A 17,758-nucleotide genomic window follows, 5' to 3' on the forward strand; every position below is an offset into this window, starting at 1 on the left:
CGGGGAGAGGTGAGAAGCGCGCCCGGCGTTTCAGGCGTTCAAGGACCCCCATTCGCCGGGGGCCGCCCGCCCTCAGTTGGTCCGGCCGCGCCGCAGATCGGCCTCGATCCGGAGCCCCGACCCGCCGCCGAGGCGGGCGCGATAGACCTGCACATTCTCCATCACGCGCTGCACGTAGTTGCGGGTCTCCGAGAAGGGGATGCGCTCGACCCAGTCGACCGGATCGACGTTCGGGCTGCGCGGATCGCCGTATTTCTCGATCCATTCGCGGGCCCGCGACCGGCCGGCATTGTAGGCGACGAAGGTCAGGATGTAGCTGCCGTTGAACTCGGCCACGAGCTCGCCGAGATGGGCAGCGCCGATCCGCGCATTGTAGGCGGGGTCGGAAAGCAGCCGGGCCTGGTCGAAGGCGACGCCATAGGTGCGGGCGGTCGCGCGTGCGGTAGCCGGCATGAGCTGCAGCAGGCCGCGGGCCCCGGCATGGCTAAGGGCGCGCGGGTCGAACGTCGATTCCTGGCGCGCGATGGCATAGACCACGGACCGGTCGATCTCCGGCCCGACATGGGTATAGGCGGGAATGCCGAGCGTCGGGAAGGCATGGGTGTCAAAGGGCAGGCCGCGATTGTTGGCGAGCTTGCCAAGGGTCAAAACCCCCTTGGCGTCATTGTTGCGCGCTGCGATCTCGGCGGCGCCGCTCAACTGGCCCTGGTCGGTGGCGCGCAGTCCGAGATCGGCGAGGATCACACGTGCCAGATCCGGTTCGCCCGCTGCATAGAGCAGATTGACGGCGCGGACGAGCGGGCCGCCCATTTCTGCGGATTCCTGCGGGCGGCGGACGGGCAGGTCGGTCAGGCCGAGTTTGGCGCGGGCGAGCTGGCCGTAATAGTGGGTTGAATGGCGGGCCGCCTGCTCATAGGCGCGGCGGGCCTCGGCCTGGTGGCTCTGCGCCTCATGGGCCCGGCCGATCCAGTAGAGGGCACGCGACTGCGACATGGGCGTGTGGGCAGCGGCGCGGGCGGCCTCGAAATGGCGGAGGCCGGCGCCGGCATCGTTGAGATGGCGCAAAGCGACCCAACCGGCATGGAACTCGGCATCGACGCGCGACGCGCCCTCGCGCACCGCATGGGTGGAGGCGACCCGGTAAGCGGTGCGCGCGTCGCCGGCATCGATCAGCTTGCGCACCATGACGCGCCGCTCGGTCCACCAGTCCTCGGCCTTGCCAAGGATGGCGGGATCGCGCGGGGCATTGATCAGGATGGCTGCGGCTTCCGTCGCCCGGTCCTCGCGGCGGAGCCACTGGGCCTTCGCGAACAGATAGGCGGGGTCATGGTGCAGCGAGGCCGGCACATGGGCGAGAAGCGCGCCACCATTGGAGCGGCGGGCGCCGATGGCCAGGAAGGCGCGGGCGATTGCCACCTGTCCGGGGCCAAGCCGTTGCGCGGCACGGATCGCGGTCGCCTCCTGCTCCTCGTGCAGCATGCGATCCATCCGGGCCTTGTGGTCGGCATGGCTGATCGCCGAGGCAAAGCCGCCGAGCAGGGCCTGTTCGGTCTCGGCCGAGAGATCGAATGCGCGCCAGGTCTCGCGGGCGAGCCGGTTCGCCCGCTCCGTGTCGCCAGCCCGCTTCAGGGCCAGCGCCAGCGCGATGCGTCCCTTGGCGGAGGTCGGCTGGCGGTTGCCATAGAAGGCGCGGACGGTGGCGCCGTCGATATTCTCTTCCAGCAGCGTGCCCTCGGCCCGCATGCGGATGCGCTGTGCCGCAGGAAAGCCGGGATTCTCGCGTAGGAAGGCCGAAAGACGGGCAAAGCCCGGAGTTTCGGCCGAACGCAGGATCGCCCATTCGGCGACCACGCGCGCGACCGGGTCGGTTAGCTGGCCTCGGGCCGCGGTCGCCTGTTCGATCCGGCCGGCCTTGGCCGCTGCAATGATCCGTCCAAGGGCCGCGGCATCCGCCGTGCCCGTCGACGGACCGGTCGGGCGCCAGGCGCGTTCGGCCGCGCTCACCGAGCCGGTCGTGTCCGGGGCGGTGTTGCGGGCAAAGGTGAGGAGATGCAGCGGCGTGTCGCCGTCGCTCTCCTGGGCAAGGGCGGAGGAGGAGAAAGGTTCGCGCAGCACGATCGCGCCGACGACCAGGCCGGCGGACAATAAAAAGCGGGGCAGACGGCCACTAATCGGCACCATGGGAAGACCCGTCCTGATACGCGACGCGAACGGGCCCATCGCAAACGGCGATACCGGCCCTTGTGAGCTTGGTTATCAGGCTGTTTTCCTTGACGAGTCCTGAACGGACAGGGGGGCGTTCGGCGAACCTGGTTAAGCATTGGTTAGTGGCGAGGTCAGGGCGACGAGGTGGAGCGACACCTCTCTCCTGTTCCAGGTCGGCTCCTGATCGCCGCGCCTGTGGCCACCGCGCCCCGGCCCTGCGGCCCCTCGGCTTGAGCCATGATGTACTTGACCTTTTGGCGGCTTCGGGGCTTTGTGTCCGGCCGCAGCGCACCGGGCTCGTCCGGAGCGCGATCTCCCGTTCCGGAGCTCGTTATGTCCGCCAATCCGTTCAAGGGTTCGATCCCCGCCCTCGTCACCCCGTTCAAGGACGGCAAGGTCGACGAGAAGGCCTTTCGCGCCCATGTGGACTGGGTCATCACCGAGGGCTCGCATGGCATCGTGCCGGTCGGCACCACGGGCGAGAGCCCGACGCTGACCCATGACGAGCACAAGCGCGTCATCGAGATGGCGATCGACGAGGCGCGCGGCCGCGTGCCGGTGATCGCCGGCGCCGGCTCCAACAACACGCTCGACGCGATCGAGTTCTCCCAGCATGCGGAGAAGGTGGGCGCGCAGGCGCTGCTGCATGTCACGCCTTACTACAACAAGCCCAGCCAGGAGGGTTTGTTCCAGCATTTCAAGGCGATAGCCGAGGCGACCAGCCTGCCGATCTTCATCTACAACATCCCGCCGCGCTCGGTGGTGGACATGTCGGTGGAGACCATGGCCAGGCTCGCCGCGATCCCGAATATCGTCGGCGTCAAGGACGCCACCGCCAAGCTCGACCGCGTCTCGGCCCAGCGTGAGGCCTGTGGCGCCGACTTCATCCAGCTCTCGGGCGAGGACGGCACCGCGCTCGCGCACATGGCCCATGGCGGCCATGGCTGCATCTCGGTGACGGCCAATGTCGCGCCTAGGCTTTGCGCCGAGTTCCAGAACGCCTGCATGGCCGGTGACTATGCCAAGGCGCTCAAGCTGCAGGACAAGCTCTTCCCGCTGCACCAGGCCGTGTTCCTCGAGCCGAACCCGTGCCCGTCCAAGGCGGCGCTTGCCATGCTTGGCCGCATGTCGGACGAGGTGCGCCTGCCCATGGTCGGCGTCACCAGCCAGACCCGCGACGCCTTGAAGAAGGCGCTCGTCCACGCCGGTCTGATGAACTGATGGCGCCGAAGGCCGAACCCAAGATCAAGTCGATCGCGGAGAACCGGCGCGGTCGCTATGACTATGAGATCATGGAGACCTTCGAGGCCGGCCTGTCGCTGACCGGCACCGAGGTGAAGTCGCTCCGCGCCTCCAAGGCGACGATCGCCGAGAGCTATGCCGGCCCGTCTGGCGGCGAGTTCTTCCTGTTCAACTGCAACATCCCCGAATATCTGCAGGCCAACCGGTTCAACCACGAGCCGCGCCGGCCTCGCCGCCTTCTCCTGCACAAGAAGGAGATCGCCAAGCTGATCGGCGGCGTCCAGCGCGAGGGCATGACCGTCATCCCGCTCAAGATGTACTTCAACGAGCAGGGCAGGGCGAAGCTGCAGATCGCGCTCGCCCGCGGCAAGAAGCTGCACGACAAGCGCGATACCGAGAAGAAGCGCGACTGGCAGCGCGACCAGGCCCGCATCATGCGGGAGCGCGGCTGACCCTTTCCGGAGCGATATCATGGCCTTCAAGCTCGACCACGTCGTCATCCATGTGAGCGACTGGGCGCTCTCCAACGCGTTCTACCGCGACGTGTTCGATGCCGAGATCGTGCCGAGGGGCGCGGGCTTTGCCTACAAGATCGGCGACATCCGCCTGAACTGTCATGGCCCGGGCATCGGCCACGTCAATGCGGTGGCCAAGGTGCCGGTCATGCCCGGCAATTCCGACATCTGCTTCGAATGGGAAGGCCCGATCGAAGGCGCCGCCGCGCGTCTGAAGGCGCTCGGTGTCGACGTCGAACTCGGGCCGGTCGCGACCAATGGTGTGCGCGGGCCGGCGATCAGTGTCTACTTCCGCGATCCCGATGGCTCGCTGCTGGAATTCCTCAGCTATCACAAGGCATAAGCCCTTGCTCTAACGAAAACGCCGCCCCTGAGGGCGGCGTGTCGTTGGCGTGCGGCGAGGGGGGCTGTTTCGCCGCCCTGCCGGATCAGCCCATGGCCTTGGCGAAGTTGGCCTGTGCCTTGGTCCAGTTGACCGTGTTCCACCAGGACGTAACGTAGTCCGGGCGGCGGTTCTGGTACTTGAGGTAGTAGGCGTGCTCCCACACGTCGACGCCGAGCACCACGCCCTTGACACCGTCCATGAGCGGGTTGTCCTGGTTCGGCGTCGAGACGATGGCGAGCTTGCCGTCCTTGTCGACCACCAGCCAGGCCCAGCCCGATCCGAAGCGGCCCACGGCTGACGCCTGGAACTGCTGGCGGAACTTGGCATGGTCGCCGAAGGTCGAGTTGATCGCGGCGGCCAGCGTACCGGTCGCTTCCTTGGCACCGCCCGGCGTCATGATGTCCCAGAAGAACACGTGGTTCCACAGGCCGCCGGCATTGTTGCGCACGCCGGTGCGGATGCCCTCCGGCACGTCCGACAGCTTGCGCAGCACCGGCTCGATCGTATCAGGCTTCAGCGCGGCATACTGGCCGGCAAAGGTGTTGAGGTTGCCGATGAAGGCACCCTCGTGGCGCTGGTGGTGAATGGTCATGGTCTGCGTGTCGATATGCGGCTCGAGCGCCTCATAGGCATAGCCGAGCGGCGGCAGCGTGAACGGGCCGCTGGCGGCCTGCGCAAACACGCGGTGCGCGGCGGGGATCGGCAGGGTGGCTCCGATGGCAGCAGCGCCAAACAGCTTCAAGGCAAGACGACGGTTCATTGGTTCTCTCCCGTAGGTCGTTTGCCGCGCCTCGCAGCACGGTCCATTGGCTTACACGCCCGACACGACAGTTGGACGCCTCATGCATTCATCACGAAACCGTGAGCCCCATGTCAGGCCGCATCGAGATGGGCCTTGAGCTGGGAGAACACGGTGCGGAACATGTCTGGCGTCAGCACCCGCGTGTTGGTGTTGTAGCGCGAGCAATGATAGCTCGAAAACAGCGTCACCGCGCCGATCCGATGCATGCCGCCATGCTTGAAAGGAACCCGCGAAGGGCGCTCGCCCAGCGCTCTTACGACGCTGTCATGGCCGATCTTGCCAAGCGCCAGAACCGCCTTCAGCGCACCCATCTCGGCAAGGGTGGCGGAGAGGAAGGGTCGGCACGTGTGGATTTCCTCGGTGGTCGGCTTGTTCTCCGGCGGAACGCAGCGCACCGCGTTGGTGATCCGTGTCCCGACAAGGGCCAGCCCATCGTCGGGTCGCTGGCCATAGGTGCCTGTGGCAAGCCCGAAGCCGATCAGCGTCTCGTACAGCAGGTCGCCGGCATAGTCGCCGGTGAACGGCCGCCCGGTCCTGTTGGCCCCCTGCAGGCCCGGCGCGAGCCCGACGATCAGCAGTTTGCCATCCGCCGACCCGAAGGAGGGGACGGGGGCGTTCTGCCAATCCGGATGGGCGGCGCGCTGGCGCTGGCGAAACGCCACCAGCCGCGGGCAGAGCGGGCAGTCTCGACCGGGATCGGTTGCAGCCATCGTCTCAGCGATCGGCGAAATCGTCGTCGGGACCGGATCCGGCGGGTGTCGTCGGCGCGATCGGCCGGGCCGGCGGGCGGGGGCGCTCGCGCACGAAGCCAGGCACGTCCTGCCCGGCCTGGCGTGCAACGCGCTCGCTCGGGTCGCGGCCGACCCGCTGGGACAGATGGGCGAGATCGATGAACTCGTCGGCCTGGCGGCGCAGTTCATCGGCAATCATCGCGGGCTGGACGGCAACCGTCGAGACGACCGAGACCTTGACGCCCTTGCGCTGCAGCGCCTCGACCAGCGAGCGGAAGTCGCCATCGCCCGAGAAGAGCACGATATGGTCGATCCGGGGCGCGAGTTCCATGGCATCGACGGCGAGTTCGATGTCCATATTGCCCTTCACCTTCCGCCGGCCCATGGAATCGGTGAATTCCTTGGCCGTCTTGGTGATGACGGTGAAGCCATTGTAGTCCAGCCAGTCGATCAACGGCCGGATCGAGGAATATTCCTGATCCTCGATCAGCGCGGTGTAATAGTAGGCGCGCAGCAGATAGCCGCGGCCCTGGAACTCACGCAGCAGGCGCCGGTAATCGATGTCGAAGCCAAGCGCCTTGGCCGTGGCGTAGAGGTTGGCGCCATCAATGAAGAGGGCGATGCGTTCCTGTCCTTGCGACATGGTCGCTCCTTGTCAGGCGATGCGGCGCGGGCGCTGGGGGTAGCAAGGAATCTCAGCCACGCGGCGGCAATGGGTTTTCGCAGAATTCGGCCGGGCGCAATTGCCCGCCGCTTGTCTAGCACGTGAAGCCGCTCGGGCGCCAAGGCCTTGCGATCTGGGGTGTTGCATATCGCCTCAGCGGGTGCGCAGGCCGGTCGCGGTGCCCAGGGGCGCGATCTGTGCTTCGCGGATGACCTTCTCCCAACGAGTGTCCTCGGCCGCAATCTTGGCTGCGAATTCTGCCGGACCGAGTGGGGCCGGCAGCCCGCCAATCTCCATCATGGCGGTGCGCACGTCCGGTAATGCGAGGGCATGCAGCGTGGCCGCAGCAATCTGCTGAACCACAGACGGGGCTGTGGCTGCGGGCGCAAGCAGGCCGAACCACGCAGCTATATCGAGCCCATGGAGGCCGAGCTCGGCGAAGGTCGGCACATCCGGAAGGATCGCGAGGCGTTCCCTGGCCATGACGCCGATTGTCTGGAGCCGCCCCTCGCGCAGATGCTGGACGACATTCGAGCCCGTCTCGCAGACGACATCCAGCGCGCCCTTCACCAATGCTTCCTGAAGGGGGCCACCGCCTGCGAAGGGAATATGCAGGGTCGGGAAGCCGAGCGCGCGCCGCAGCACCTCGCTTGCCAGATGCTGGATCGATCCATTGCCCGATGAGCCGGTCACCAGGGCCCGGTTTCGGCCGGCGGCCACGACGTCCTCAAGCCGCGTGATCTTCAGCCGCTCATGGGCGCAGACCACGATCGGAAACGAGATGACCTGGGCGACCGGCGCCAGATCCTTCAGCGGATCGAAGAAGTGCTGGGAGAGCAGGTAATGGTTGATCGCGAGTGGCCCGGCATGGCCGAACAGCAGCGTGCGTCCGTCCGCCGGGGCACCGACGACGGTCAGAGCCGCGACGTCGCCGCCGGCGCCTGGCTTGTAGTCGAGGTGAACAGGCCCCCCGAGAGCCGCCGTCAGAGGGGCCAGCAGCGGTCGCATAGACGCGGTGCTGGTGCCGCCGGGCGGGAAGGCGATCACCACACGCGTCACCTGGCTGGTCGCGTGCGCAGCAGCCATCGGTGGCAGTGCCGCAAGACCTGCGATCAGCCGGCGCCGTGAAAGCCGGGGGAGGGTGAACATGGGGTGAGCCGGTTTGCAGGGGGAACATCCGCTGAACGATAGCCAATGGGTCGCTGTCGGTCGAGGCTGGAAAGCACCCGTGATCGATCTTCGCTTGCTCCAAGGGCCTGACGCGTCTATACAGCCCGACTTTCCGGACATCCGCCCCGCCTGTGGGCGCTGCCAAGAGGATCGGACCCATGGCCCGCGTCACTGTCGAAGATTGCATCGAAAAGGTCGACAACCGTTTCGAGCTGGTCCTCCTTTCCAGCCACCGCGCCCGCATGCTGGCGGCCGGCGCGCCCCTGACCATCGATCGCGATCGCGACAAGAATCCGGTCGTGGCATTGCGCGAGATCGCCGATTCGACGGTGTCGCCCGACGATCTCAAGGAAGACCTGATCCACTCGCTGCAGAAATATGTCGAGGTCGACGAGCCCGAGGCCGAGACCGTTCCGATGATCGCCGCCCCCGGCGGTTCGGATTCCGATGATTCGAACGTCGCCCTCGACCGTATGAGCGAGGAAGACCTGCTGCGCGGTCTCGAAGGCCTGAAGCCGCCGGAAGATACCGACGAAGACGACGGTCTCTGACGCGGCGCATGGCGCGCAGGATTGAACAAAGGCGGCCTCCGGGCCGCCTTTTGCGTTTGGAGCCGGAGGGAAACGAGTGCACTCCCGGCATCGTGAGCCAGCAATGACTTGCGGTCATTGGCAGCGGGGGTGATATCGTTGCTCGAGGCGGCCATGGAGGCCCTGGTCGCCGGTGGAGTCGATTAGCCTGACATGATGCGGCAATACGAGCTGGTGGAGCGCGTCAAACGCTACAACCCGAAGGCAGATGAGGCTCTGCTCGACCGCGCCTATGTCTATGCCATGCTGGCCCATGGCAACCAGAAGCGCGCCTCGGGCGACCCCTATTTCTCCCATCCGCTGGAAGTCGCGGCGATCCTCACCGACCTGAAGCTCGACGATGCCACCATCGTGGCGGCGCTGCTCCACGACACGATCGAGGATACCGACGCCACCAAGGACGACATTCGCGAGAAGTTCGGCGAGAACATCGCTGAACTGGTCGACGGTCTGACCAAGCTGAAGAAGCTCGATCTCGTCTCGAAACAGGCCGTGCAGGCCGAAAACCTGCGCAAGCTTCTGCTCGCCATCACGTCCGATGTGCGCGTCCTGTTGGTGAAACTCGCCGACCGCCTGCACAACATGCGCACCCTGCACTATGTGCCGCCGGCCAAGCGCAACAGGATTGCCCAGGAAACCCTCGACATCTATGCCCCGCTTGCCGGGCGCATGGGCATGCATGACATGCGCGAGGAGCTCGAGGACCTCGCCTTCCGGCAGATCAACGCGGTCGCCCACAGCGCGCTGACCGCAAGGCTCGACCGGCAGCGCGAGCTCTACGCGCAGATCATCGCCGAGATCGAGGGGCAGCTGACAGCCAAGCTTGCGGGCGAGGGGATCACGGCGGAGGTCTCGGGGCGCGCCAAGCTGCCTTACTCGATCTATCGCAAGATGGAGCGCAAATCGGTCTCCTTCGAGCAATTGTCCGACATCGTCGGCTTCCGGGTGGTCGTGGAGACCCTTGCGGATTGCTACCGGGCGGTTGGCGTCGTCCACACCACATGGCCGGCCGTGCCGCAGCGCTTCAAGGACTATATCTCGACACCAAAGGCCAACGACTACCGCTCGATCCACACCACTGTCATCGGACCGCGCAGCCAGCGCGTGGAAATGCAGATCCGGACGCGCGCCATGCACGACGTCGCGGAATATGGCATCGCCGCCCATGCGCTCTACAAGGACGGCGCTGAACTCGGGACCTTCGAGAACGAGAGCAATGCCTATGCCTGGCTGAGGCATACAGTGGAGATGCTCGCCCATGGCGACAATCCCGAGGAGTTCCTCGAGCACACCAAGCTCGAGCTGTTCTCCGACCAGGTCTATTGCTTCACGCCCAAGGGGCGCCTGATCGCCCTGCCGCGCAAGGCCAATTGCATCGACTTTGCCTATGCGGTCCACACCGACATCGGCAATCGCTGCTCTCGCGCCCGCATCAACGGCGTCGAGCGGCCTCTGGTCACCGAGCTGCAGAACGGCGACGAGGTGGAGATCATCACCGACATTCATGCCACGCCGTCGCCGGCCTGGGAAAACATTGTGGTCACAGGCCGGGCCCGGTCCGCGATCCGCCGGGCGACCCGTGCCGCAACCCGTGCGCAATATCTCGAACTTGGCCGGCGCATCGTCCAGAGCCTGTTTGCCCGAGCCGGCAAGCCTTTCTCCGACGACATCCTCAAGCTCGGCTTGAAGCGGTTGGCACGCTCCTCGGTGGAGGACGTCTATTGGGCGGTCGGGCGCGATGAGATCCCGGCTGACGACGTGATGAAGGCAGTCCATCCCGATTTCAAGGCGGCACCGAGCCTCGGCCCGAAGCCGACGGAAGGCTGGTTCGGGGTCGGTTCCACCGAGGCGTTGAAGTTCCAGGTGCCGGCGACCGAGGGCGCCATCCCGATCCGCGGCATCAATTTCGATCTGCCCGTGCACTTCGCGGCCGATGGCGGCGCAGTGCCCGGCGACCGCATCGTCGGGATCATGACGCCGGGCGAGGGGATCACGATCTATCCGATCCAGTCGCCGGCGCTGGCTGCCTACGACAATGAGCCGGATCGCTGGCTGGATGTCCGCTGGGACATCGAGGGTGCGGTCCCGAGCCGCTATCCCGTGCGCATCGCCGTGAAATCCCGGAACGAGCCGGGATCGCTTGCCCGGATCACCCAGATCATCGCCGACAATGACGGCAATATCGACAACCTACGCATGCACCGCAAAGCCGCGGACTATACCAATGTGATGATCGACCTGGAGGTCTGGGACCTGAAGCACCTCAACGCGATCATCGCCGGCATCAAGAGCCTGGCGATCGCCGCCGACGCCCACCGCGTCTTCGAGTGAGGTTGACAGGCCGGGCGGTTCGGCGTTGATCCCGCCAAACTCACGAAGGAAACTGACGCCATGACCCCGGACGACGTGCTCGCCGAATTCCGCGCCGCGGGCGCCCTGCTCGAAGGCCATTTCATACTGTCGTCGGGGCGCCGCAGCCCGGTCTTCCTGCAGAAGATGTTCGTGTTCATGGATCCGGAGCGCACCGCCAGGCTGTGTGCGGCGCTGGCTGAGAAGGTGAAGGCGACGTTCGGTCAGATCGACTATGTCGTCTCGCCGGCCGTTGGCGGCATCGTTCCCGGCTACGAGACGGCGAGGCAGCTCGGCGCCAAGGCGATCTTTGTCGAGCGCGAGGACGGCAAGTTCAAGCTGCGCCGGGGCTTCGAGATCCCGCCGGGCGCCCGCGTGCTGGTCGTCGAGGATATCGTCACCACCGGCCTCTCGACCCGCGAATGCCTGGAGGCGATCGAGGGCCATCTCGGAACCACCGTCGGCGCCGCTGTGCTGGTCGACCGCTCGGGTGGCAAGGTTGACGTCGGCGTGCCGCTGGTCTCGCTTCTGTCGTGGTACGTCCCGGATTTCGCGGCCGATGCTCTGCCTGAAAACCTCGCCAGGCTGCCGGCCGTCAAACCTGGCTCGCGCAGCATCCAGGGCGTCAAGGCATGAGCATGCCGGCTGAAACCGGCGCGGGGCCGAGCCGCACCAAACTGACGGTTGCGCTGCTCGTGCTGGTCACCGGCCTCATCGTGCTGGCCCCCAATGCCTGGGTGATCATCCAGTTCTGGCGGGTAGACACCAGCGAGACGGTCACCGCGCGCTGGGTGTCCTCCGTCGTGACCCATTCATCGCGCGATACGGTTGCCGTGCCGGCCTATGCATTCGAGCGCCGGATCGGCCCGATGGTCCAGGAGTGCAAGGTCGACATTCCCCGCTACCGCCATGCGCCCGATGGTAAGCCCCTGCGCGAGACGCTGCGCCTGGTGGCCGGCACGACCTGCGAGGATGTGACCGTGCTCGACGACCCGCCGCGCGAGCGCTTTCCTCTGGTTCTGCTTGGCCTCGCAATATCCGCCGCTGGCCTGGCGCTTGCCTGGCTTGCCCTGCGGAGGCCGTGATCCATGATCCTTGGCATCGGCTCGGACCTCATCGACATCCGCCGGATCGAGAAGTCGCTTGAGCGCCATGGTGAGAGGTTCACCCACCGCCTGTTCACTGAGGTTGAAAGGGCGCGGGCCGAGGGCCGAGCCCATCGTGCCGCGACCTATGCGAAGCGCTTCGCCGCCAAGGAGGCCTGCGCGAAGGCGCTCGGCACAGGGATTCGCGGCGGGGTATTCTGGCGGGATATGGGGGTTGCCAATCTGCGGTCCGGACAACCGACCATGGTCCTGACCCACGGCGCACTCGATCGGCTGAACTCCATGATTCCGCCGGGGCATCAGGCCAGGATCCACCTCACGATTACCGATGATTATCCGCTGGCACAGGCCTTCGTGATCATCGAGGCTGTTGCCGAGGTCGAAGGGCAGGCGTGAACGTCCGTTGAGCGCAGCCGTGATCCGGTCTGTGTCCATTCAGGAGCCGTTCACGGAGGAACTTCTAAGGTTGCCACACGTTTGACGAGAGAACTTGATGTCGAGGCGCGTCGCGCCACGGAGTTTTCAGGCAAACGACGAAAGGAGCATTCTCATGCTTTCCCGCTCTTTCAAGGCGCTCGTTGTGGGTGCGGTCGTCGCCGCAGGTGTTGCCATCTCGGTCGATCCGGCCGCCGCCCAGTACCGCCGCTATCATCGGGGCTACAATTACGGCCCGGCGGTTGGTGCAGGTGTGGCGCTCGGAATCATTGGTCTCGCCGGTGCGGCAATCGCCGCCGATCAGCGGCGCCAGGTCCGTGACGAATATTACGGCTATGGCCGCGGCTACTACGCTCCCCCGCCGCGCGTCTATTACGAGCCGGCACCTCGCGCCTACTATGCCCCGCCGCCGCGGGTCTACTATCGCGATGACGGCTATGGCCCTGCTCCGCGGCGCTACTATCGCCCGGAGGTCGATCGTCATGCCCCGGTGAATGGCAGCAATCGTCCCGGTTATGGCGGCTATCGTCCCGGCTATGGCAGCAGTCGTCCCGGTTATGGCGACGGCGTGCCGATGCCGTAAGGCATTGATCTGAGGACTGAAGAAAGGGCGGCCTTCGGGTCGCCCTTTCTCTTTTGCGCTTGGCGTCAGCCGCCGAAGGCGAGCACCAGAGGGACTGTCAGCACGGCAACCAGCGTCTGGACCGTCAGGATTTCCGCCATCAGCGGTGCGTCGCCGCCCATCTGTCGGGCCAGGATGTAAGAGCCGGAGGCTGTTGGCATGCCCGCCGACAGAAGCACCACCTGCATCGGTGCACCAGTCACACCCAGCGCATAGGCGATGCTGCCGGCCATGGCCGGCATGAGGGCGAGCTTCAGGACCGTGGTGATCCACGTGAGCATGCGCGGCTTGAGGGCCGCCTTGACGTCGAGGCCCGCGCCGACCAGCAACAGCCCCGCGCCCAGCGCTGCTGCACCCAGGATATCGCCGAACCGCATTGCGATCATCGGAACCGGGAGCCCCGACGCATTGATGACGATGCCGATGAACGACGACCAGATGAACGGGTTGGTGACGATGGCTTTGAGCGTCGGCCCCAGCACGACGGTGCGGCTTTGGGCAAAATGCTGAAGCATCACAACGGCGAGGATGTTCAGGAGCGGGATCATCGCGGCGACCGCGATCGCGGTCAGTGTCAGGCCGAGCTGGCTGTAGAGCGCGCCGGCGGTGGCAATCGCCACAAACGAGTTCCACCGTGTTGCGCCCTGGAACACCGAGGTGAAGGCCGGCCCGTCCATCCCGGTCCACCGGGCAAGCACAGGGCGCAGAGCCAGCAGCAGCACCGTCATGATCAGGATCGCGCCGATCAGCGAGACCGCGACTGCCAGAACGGGAACAGTTCTGAGATCTGCCTTGGCCAGCGTCATGATGATCATGGCAGGGAAGAAGATGTAATAGGTCGCCCGCTCCAGGCCGACCCAGCCGGCTTCCGCCATCAATCCGCGCCAATGCAGGATGGCCCCGAGCACGATGATCAGGAAGACCGGAGCGAGGCTGACGACGATCGGAGGCATGGGGACGGGCTATCGGGGCTTGGAGATGGCGCCAATGGCGCATCGGCGCCGGACGGGGCGGCACACAAGCACGGCGCATGGCCCATGGCGAGCCCCCGTTCAGACAGATGTGGCGTGCTGTGCTCCGGCGCGCTGGACACAGTCGAGCCATGACGCGACTATCTATAGCCTCCGTGGTCGGGGCAGCCTTGGCATCAGGGCTACCTGCTCACGATCGGTCCGTCGCCAACCATCCGGCGCGGACGGGCTTTCGAGCTTGAAGGGCATTCCCCCATGAGCATGCTTGGTCACCTCCTCACACGCTTTGTCCGGAACGGCCGCCTGACGGTCATTCACGCCGATGGCAGCCGCGAGAGCTTCGGCTCCGGCAGGGATGGTCCGGAGGTCACGGTCCGGTTGCACGATGACAAGGTGCAGCGGCAGCTGTTCTTCAATCCCGAGCTCGCCTCAGCCGAGGCCTATATGGACGGCCGCCTGACGGTGGAGGAGGGCGGCAGGATTCTCGATCTCCTGACGCTGTTCTCGATCAACCGCTCAGGCCTTGGATCGCATCCGGTTCAGCAGGCCCTGCGCAAGGTCTGGCGCCTGCTGAAGCGCCGGCACCAGTCGAATGCCGTCGGTCAGGCTGCCTCCAATGTCTCCAGCCATTACGACCACCCCAAGGCCTTCTACGAGCTCTGGCTCGATGAGACGATGAGCTATTCCTGCGCTTACTTTCAGCAGCCGGACATGGCCCTGAAGGACGCCCAGGTCGCCAAGATGCGCCATATCGCAGCGAAGCTACGGCTGGAGCCGGGCATGACGGTCGCCGAGATCGGCTCGGGCTGGGGTGGCCTTGCGACCTATCTGGCCGCCGTCTGCGGCGTCCATGTCACCGCCATCAATGTCTCGCCGGAACAGCTCGCCGCCTCCCGCGCGCGGGTCGAAAGCGCAGGCGTCGCCGACAAGGTCACCTTCTTCGAGAAGGACTACCGCGAACTCACAGGCCGCTTCGACCGCGTGGTCTCCGTAGGCATGATGGAACATGTCGGAGTGGGGCATTTCGACGACTACTTCTCCACCGTCCGCCGGCTGCTCGCGCCGGGCGGTTCGGCGATGATCCACGCCATCGGCCGCATGTCGCCCCCGGGGACAACCGCCCCCTTCATCCGCAAGTACATTTTCCCGGGGGGCTATGTTCCAGCCCTCTCGGAGGTCTTCGCCTCCACCGAGCGCACGGGCCTATGGGTCGCCGATTGCGAGGTGCTGCGCCTCCACTATTACTGGACCATCAAGGCCTGGCGCGAGCGGTTCGAGGCGGTGCGCGCTGAGGTTGTCACCATGCAGGGCGAGCGCTTCGCTCGCATGTGGGAGTTCTATCTCGCCGCCGTCGAGCTCGGCTTCCTCAACGGCTCCAACATGGTCTACCAGCTCCTGCTGGCCGAGACCCGCGACGCGGTCCCGGTGACCCGCGACTTCATCACCCAGGCCGAGGCCGAACTGAAGACGCGGGAAGGGGCGTTGCCGTGGCGATCCACCTGAAGATCACAGGCCTCGTGCAGGGCGTCGGCTACCGGCAGTGGTTCCGCCGGCATGCCGAAGCGCACGGTGCGTCCGGCTGGGTGCGAAACCGCGCCGATGGGTCGGTCGAGGCCCTTCTCCTGGCCAACGATCAGGCGCTGGAAGCGCTCATGCGCGAGGCAATGACCGGCCCGCTCGGCGCCAAGGTCGACAGCATCGACCAGACCTTCGTCACCCTGTCCGATCCCGAGCGCACACAGGTCGCAGGCTTCGAGATTCGCGCGACAATCTGAACGGCCTATGCAGCGGCCGTCGCTCCGAACCGCTGTTCAAACTCCGCCCTCAGCACCGAATCGACCTCTTCCATCGTCACCGGCAGGCCGAGATCGACGAGGCTGGTGATGCCATAGCGCGGGTCGGCGATGCCGCATGGCACGATCCCGTCGAAATGGCTGATATCGGGCTCCACATTGAGCGAAATGCCGTGAAGCGTCACCCAGCGCTTCACGCGGATGCCGATGGCGGCGATCTTGTCTTCGTGGCCCACGCCCTTGTCGGGCCGCTTGACCCAGACGCCGACGCGGTCCTCGCGCCGCTCGCCGCGCACGTTGAAGGCGGCGAGTGTGCCGATGATCCAGTCTTCCAGGGCTGCCACGAACAGACGGAGGTCGCGCCTGCGGCGGTTGAGGTCCAGCATCACATAGGCGACCCGCTGGCCCGGCCCGTGATAGGTCATCTGCCCTCCACGGCCGGCCTCGAACACCGGAAAGCGGTCATCGCGCAGGCCGCCGGCGCCCGTGCTGGTGCCGGATGTGTAAAGCGGCGGATGCTCGATCAGCCAGACCTGTTCGCGTGCCCCGCCCTCGTGAATGGCGGCAACGCGCGCTTCCATGGCGGCGAGTGCCGCTTGATAGCCGATGAGGCCCTCGGCGATCGCCCATTCCACCGGCGCCGAACCGTCCGACGGCAGCATGGACCCTGCAAGATCGTCCCGGCTGTTTACCACTCGTTCACCATGTTTCGTCAGGGTGGAAGCCTTCCCGCATGAGGCATGCATGGCGCAGCTTGAAACAGTCTCTCTCGACATCTCGGTGGTTCTCGGCACGACGAAGATGCCGATTCACCAGATGCTCCGCATGGCTCGCGGCGCCGTCATCGAACTCGATGCCACGGAGGACGACGAGGTGCAAATCCTGGCCAATGACATGCCCATCGCCCGTGGTCAGGTGGTGATCAACGGGAACAGAATCGGCGTCCAGATCACCGAGATGCTCCCGCGTCCTGTCGAACTGCGCTGAGAAATAATTGACTCCGTCAAGTAATTGGACGACCCTTCTCCCTTAATTTGGGGTCTGGGAGCGCGACGCGTCGTGGAACAGGACAGACATGTCGCTCCGGTTCGCCGGTTCAACCGGTTCTACACCCGCGCAGTCGGGCTGATCGGCCGCTATCTCGGCTCCTCGCTGACGCTGGCCGAGGCACGCGTCCTCTACGAACTCTACACCCGCGACGCGCTGACGGGGGCAAGTCTGGCAACCGAGCTCGCCCTCGACGCTGGCTATCTGTCGCGCATCCTCAAGCGGTTCGAGGATCAGGGCTGGATCGCGCGCACCCCGTCACCAGATGACGGCCGCCAGAACCTGATCGCGCTGACACCCGAGGGCCGGGCCTATTTCGCCCCGTTTGACGCGGCCTCGCGTGTCGAGATCGCCAGCCATATCGCCCATCTGGACGAGCCCGCCCGCGACCGGCTGGTCGCAGCCATGGGCCTCATAGAGCGGTTGATCTCGGGCACGCCCGAGGAGATCGTCATCCGGCCGCATCGGTCAGGCGATATCGGCGCGGTCATTGCCGGCCAGGCCAGGGTCTATACCCAGGAATATGGCTGGAACGACGAGTTCGAGGCCCTGGTCGCCGAGATCGGCGCGGCCTTCCTCAAGGCCAACGATCCCGCGCGTGAGCGCGCCTTCATTGCCGACCGGGCAGGCGAAGTGGTCGGTTCGGTCTTCTGCGTCGATGCGGGCGAGGGGATGGCTAAGCTCCGCATGCTCTATGTCGACCGCTCGACGCGCGGCACCGGTCTCGGCAAGCGGCTGGTGGCCGAGTGCATCGGCTTTGCCAAGGATGCCGGCTACCGGCGCATGACGCTCTGGACCAATGACATCCTCAGCGCGGCGCGGAAGATCTACCTGGCCGAGGGCTTCGGGCTGGTGGCGGAAGAGAACCACCATTCCTTCGGCGTCGATCTCGTCGGCCAGAACTGGGAGCTGGACCTGACGACGTGGCGGCCCGCGGGGTGATGGGGCTGGCGGGGCGCTCCTGCCGCACTTGTGCCTGACCTCACCCTGGGGTGCACCGGATCGAAGCGACGGTGCCTCGAAGGGCGCCCTTCCGCTGCCGGAATGCAAAGAGGTCCTTCGAGGCTCGCTGTCGCTCGCTCCTCAGGATGAGGTGTGCAGAGATCGCTCCTGTCGCGGCCACGCCCACAT

General features: G+C 65.9%; 20 protein-coding genes. 13 read left to right on the forward strand and 7 right to left on the reverse strand.

Annotated features, from left to right (window positions below; all coding sequences use genetic code 11):
- Window positions 1-72: 72 nt before the first annotated feature.
- The gene (locus E8L99_RS15335; RefSeq protein WP_137100367.1) at window positions 73-2,181 is read right to left on the reverse strand and encodes a lytic transglycosylase domain-containing protein; all 2,109 of its coding nucleotides are present in this window, start codon (window positions 2,179-2,181) and stop codon (window positions 73-75) included.
- 357 nt (window positions 2,182-2,538) lie between these two features.
- Here E8L99_RS15335 and dapA point away from each other — a divergent pair, with 357 nt between their 5' ends.
- From dapA to E8L99_RS15350, 3 genes are read left to right on the forward strand one after another with little or no spacing between them, the layout of a single operon-like run.
- Window positions 2,539-3,426: a 4-hydroxy-tetrahydrodipicolinate synthase gene (dapA, locus tag E8L99_RS15340; RefSeq protein ID WP_137100368.1), complete on the forward strand. Its 888-nt coding sequence runs from the start codon at window positions 2,539-2,541 to the stop codon at window positions 3,424-3,426.
- Window positions 3,426-3,899, forward strand: a complete 474-nt coding sequence (gene smpB / locus E8L99_RS15345; protein WP_137100369.1) for an SsrA-binding protein SmpB — start codon at window positions 3,426-3,428, stop codon at window positions 3,897-3,899. Before dapA ends, smpB begins: the two co-directional genes overlap by 1 nt.
- Before the next feature lie 19 nt (window positions 3,900-3,918).
- Complete coding sequence (locus tag E8L99_RS15350; RefSeq protein ID WP_137100370.1) at window positions 3,919-4,305, forward strand: VOC family protein; 387 nt, start codon at window positions 3,919-3,921, stop codon at window positions 4,303-4,305.
- Window positions 4,306-4,390: 85 nt separating this feature from the next.
- On the opposite strand, the gene E8L99_RS15355 is transcribed toward E8L99_RS15350, so the two are convergent.
- The 4 genes from E8L99_RS15355 to E8L99_RS15370 form a co-directional block, all read right to left on the reverse strand.
- Window positions 4,391-5,107, reverse strand: a complete 717-nt coding sequence (locus E8L99_RS15355) for a superoxide dismutase (protein WP_137100371.1) — start codon at window positions 5,105-5,107, stop codon at window positions 4,391-4,393.
- Window positions 5,108-5,220: 113 nt separating this feature from the next.
- On the reverse strand, window positions 5,221-5,859 hold the full coding sequence (locus E8L99_RS15360; protein ID WP_137100372.1) for a uracil-DNA glycosylase: 639 nt from the start codon (window positions 5,857-5,859) through the stop codon (window positions 5,221-5,223).
- A gap of 4 nt (window positions 5,860-5,863) precedes the next feature.
- On the reverse strand, window positions 5,864-6,523 hold the full coding sequence (locus tag E8L99_RS15365) for a LabA-like NYN domain-containing protein (protein WP_137100373.1): 660 nt from the start codon (window positions 6,521-6,523) through the stop codon (window positions 5,864-5,866).
- Between the two features lie 174 nt (window positions 6,524-6,697).
- Window positions 6,698-7,693, reverse strand: coding sequence for a Bug family tripartite tricarboxylate transporter substrate binding protein (locus E8L99_RS15370; protein WP_168201695.1), 996 nt, complete (start codon window positions 7,691-7,693; stop codon window positions 6,698-6,700).
- 179 nt (window positions 7,694-7,872) lie between these two features.
- On the opposite strand from E8L99_RS15370, the gene rpoZ reads away from it, so the two are divergent.
- The 6 genes from rpoZ to E8L99_RS15400 all read left to right on the forward strand — a co-directional run bounded on the left by rpoZ (window position 7,873) and on the right by E8L99_RS15400 (window position 12,777).
- Window positions 7,873-8,265, forward strand: a complete 393-nt coding sequence (gene rpoZ / locus E8L99_RS15375) for a DNA-directed RNA polymerase subunit omega (RefSeq protein ID WP_137100375.1) — start codon at window positions 7,873-7,875, stop codon at window positions 8,263-8,265.
- A gap of 192 nt (window positions 8,266-8,457) precedes the next feature.
- Window positions 8,458-10,635: a RelA/SpoT family protein gene (locus E8L99_RS15380; RefSeq protein ID WP_137100376.1), complete on the forward strand. Its 2,178-nt coding sequence runs from the start codon at window positions 8,458-8,460 to the stop codon at window positions 10,633-10,635.
- A gap of 60 nt (window positions 10,636-10,695) precedes the next feature.
- Complete coding sequence (gene pyrE / locus E8L99_RS15385; protein ID WP_137100377.1) at window positions 10,696-11,289, forward strand: orotate phosphoribosyltransferase; 594 nt, start codon at window positions 10,696-10,698, stop codon at window positions 11,287-11,289.
- Window positions 11,286-11,738, forward strand: a complete 453-nt coding sequence (locus E8L99_RS15390; RefSeq protein ID WP_137100378.1) for a hypothetical protein — start codon at window positions 11,286-11,288, stop codon at window positions 11,736-11,738. The genes pyrE and E8L99_RS15390 overlap by 4 nt, the downstream gene beginning before the upstream one ends.
- A 3-nt stretch (window positions 11,739-11,741) precedes the next feature.
- Complete coding sequence (gene acpS, locus E8L99_RS15395) at window positions 11,742-12,155, forward strand: holo-ACP synthase (RefSeq protein ID WP_137100379.1); 414 nt, start codon at window positions 11,742-11,744, stop codon at window positions 12,153-12,155.
- A gap of 154 nt (window positions 12,156-12,309) precedes the next feature.
- Window positions 12,310-12,777 (forward strand): hypothetical protein, encoded by a 468-nt coding sequence (locus E8L99_RS15400; protein WP_137100380.1) that lies wholly within the window; start codon window positions 12,310-12,312, stop codon window positions 12,775-12,777.
- 65 nt (window positions 12,778-12,842) lie between these two features.
- On the opposite strand, the gene E8L99_RS15405 is transcribed toward E8L99_RS15400, so the two are convergent.
- The gene (locus E8L99_RS15405) at window positions 12,843-13,769 is read right to left on the reverse strand and encodes an AEC family transporter (protein WP_137100381.1); all 927 of its coding nucleotides are present in this window, start codon (window positions 13,767-13,769) and stop codon (window positions 12,843-12,845) included.
- 273 nt (window positions 13,770-14,042) lie between these two features.
- Between E8L99_RS15405 and E8L99_RS15410 the strand changes: the two genes are divergently transcribed.
- Entirely contained in the window at window positions 14,043-15,290 is a 1,248-nt protein-coding gene (locus E8L99_RS15410) for an SAM-dependent methyltransferase (protein ID WP_137100382.1), read from the forward strand.
- The gene (locus tag E8L99_RS15415) at window positions 15,275-15,562 is read left to right on the forward strand and encodes an acylphosphatase (RefSeq protein WP_137100383.1); all 288 of its coding nucleotides are present in this window, start codon (window positions 15,275-15,277) and stop codon (window positions 15,560-15,562) included. The genes E8L99_RS15410 and E8L99_RS15415 overlap by 16 nt, the downstream gene beginning before the upstream one ends.
- 5 nt (window positions 15,563-15,567) lie before the next feature.
- On the opposite strand, the gene lipB is transcribed toward E8L99_RS15415, so the two are convergent.
- Window positions 15,568-16,242, reverse strand: coding sequence for a lipoyl(octanoyl) transferase LipB (gene lipB / locus E8L99_RS15420; protein ID WP_252511125.1), 675 nt, complete (start codon window positions 16,240-16,242; stop codon window positions 15,568-15,570).
- Between the two features lie 82 nt (window positions 16,243-16,324).
- Between lipB and E8L99_RS15425 the strand changes: the two genes are divergently transcribed.
- Window positions 16,325-16,567 carry a FliM/FliN family flagellar motor switch protein gene (locus E8L99_RS15425; protein WP_137100385.1) on the forward strand — a complete coding sequence of 81 codons (243 nt, stop codon included), beginning with the start codon at window positions 16,325-16,327 and terminating at the stop codon, window positions 16,565-16,567.
- A gap of 72 nt (window positions 16,568-16,639) precedes the next feature.
- Window positions 16,640-17,569 (forward strand): bifunctional helix-turn-helix transcriptional regulator/GNAT family N-acetyltransferase, encoded by a 930-nt coding sequence (locus E8L99_RS15430; protein ID WP_137100386.1) that lies wholly within the window; start codon window positions 16,640-16,642, stop codon window positions 17,567-17,569.
- The last annotated feature ends 189 nt before the right edge of the window (window positions 17,570-17,758 follow it).

It is taken from the genome of Phreatobacter aquaticus, assembly GCF_005160265.1.
In the GTDB taxonomy this organism is placed as follows: domain Bacteria; phylum Pseudomonadota; class Alphaproteobacteria; order Rhizobiales; family Phreatobacteraceae; genus Phreatobacter; species Phreatobacter aquaticus.

Bases quoted from the DNA above. Each gene is read 5' to 3' on its own strand.
- E8L99_RS15365 (WP_137100373.1), bottom strand. From the start codon at position 6,523: ATGTCGCAAGGACAGGAACGCATCGCCCTCTTCATTGATGGCGCCAAC.
- E8L99_RS15335 (WP_137100367.1), bottom strand. From the start codon at position 2,181: ATGGTGCCGATTAGTGGCCGTCTGCCCCGCTTTTTATTGTCCGCCGGC.
- E8L99_RS15350 (WP_137100370.1), top strand. From the start codon at position 3,919: ATGGCCTTCAAGCTCGACCACGTCGTCATCCATGTGAGCGACTGGGCG.
- smpB (WP_137100369.1), top strand. From the start codon at position 3,426: ATGGCGCCGAAGGCCGAACCCAAGATCAAGTCGATCGCGGAGAACCGG.
- acpS (WP_137100379.1), top strand. From the start codon at position 11,742: ATGATCCTTGGCATCGGCTCGGACCTCATCGACATCCGCCGGATCGAG.
- E8L99_RS15425 (WP_137100385.1), top strand. From the start codon at position 16,325: ATGGCGCAGCTTGAAACAGTCTCTCTCGACATCTCGGTGGTTCTCGGC.
- E8L99_RS15410 (WP_137100382.1), top strand. From the start codon at position 14,043: ATGAGCATGCTTGGTCACCTCCTCACACGCTTTGTCCGGAACGGCCGC.
- E8L99_RS15355 (WP_137100371.1), bottom strand. From the start codon at position 5,107: ATGAACCGTCGTCTTGCCTTGAAGCTGTTTGGCGCTGCTGCCATCGGA.
- E8L99_RS15380 (WP_137100376.1), top strand. From the start codon at position 8,458: ATGATGCGGCAATACGAGCTGGTGGAGCGCGTCAAACGCTACAACCCG.
- E8L99_RS15360 (WP_137100372.1), bottom strand. From the start codon at position 5,859: ATGGCTGCAACCGATCCCGGTCGAGACTGCCCGCTCTGCCCGCGGCTG.
- rpoZ (WP_137100375.1), top strand. From the start codon at position 7,873: ATGGCCCGCGTCACTGTCGAAGATTGCATCGAAAAGGTCGACAACCGT.
- E8L99_RS15370 (WP_168201695.1), bottom strand. From the start codon at position 7,693: ATGTTCACCCTCCCCCGGCTTTCACGGCGCCGGCTGATCGCAGGTCTT.
- pyrE (WP_137100377.1), top strand. From the start codon at position 10,696: ATGACCCCGGACGACGTGCTCGCCGAATTCCGCGCCGCGGGCGCCCTG.
- dapA (WP_137100368.1), top strand. From the start codon at position 2,539: ATGTCCGCCAATCCGTTCAAGGGTTCGATCCCCGCCCTCGTCACCCCG.
- E8L99_RS15400 (WP_137100380.1), top strand. From the start codon at position 12,310: ATGCTTTCCCGCTCTTTCAAGGCGCTCGTTGTGGGTGCGGTCGTCGCC.
- E8L99_RS15390 (WP_137100378.1), top strand. From the start codon at position 11,286: ATGAGCATGCCGGCTGAAACCGGCGCGGGGCCGAGCCGCACCAAACTG.
- lipB (WP_252511125.1), bottom strand. From the start codon at position 16,242: ATGCTGCCGTCGGACGGTTCGGCGCCGGTGGAATGGGCGATCGCCGAG.
- E8L99_RS15405 (WP_137100381.1), bottom strand. From the start codon at position 13,769: ATGCCTCCGATCGTCGTCAGCCTCGCTCCGGTCTTCCTGATCATCGTG.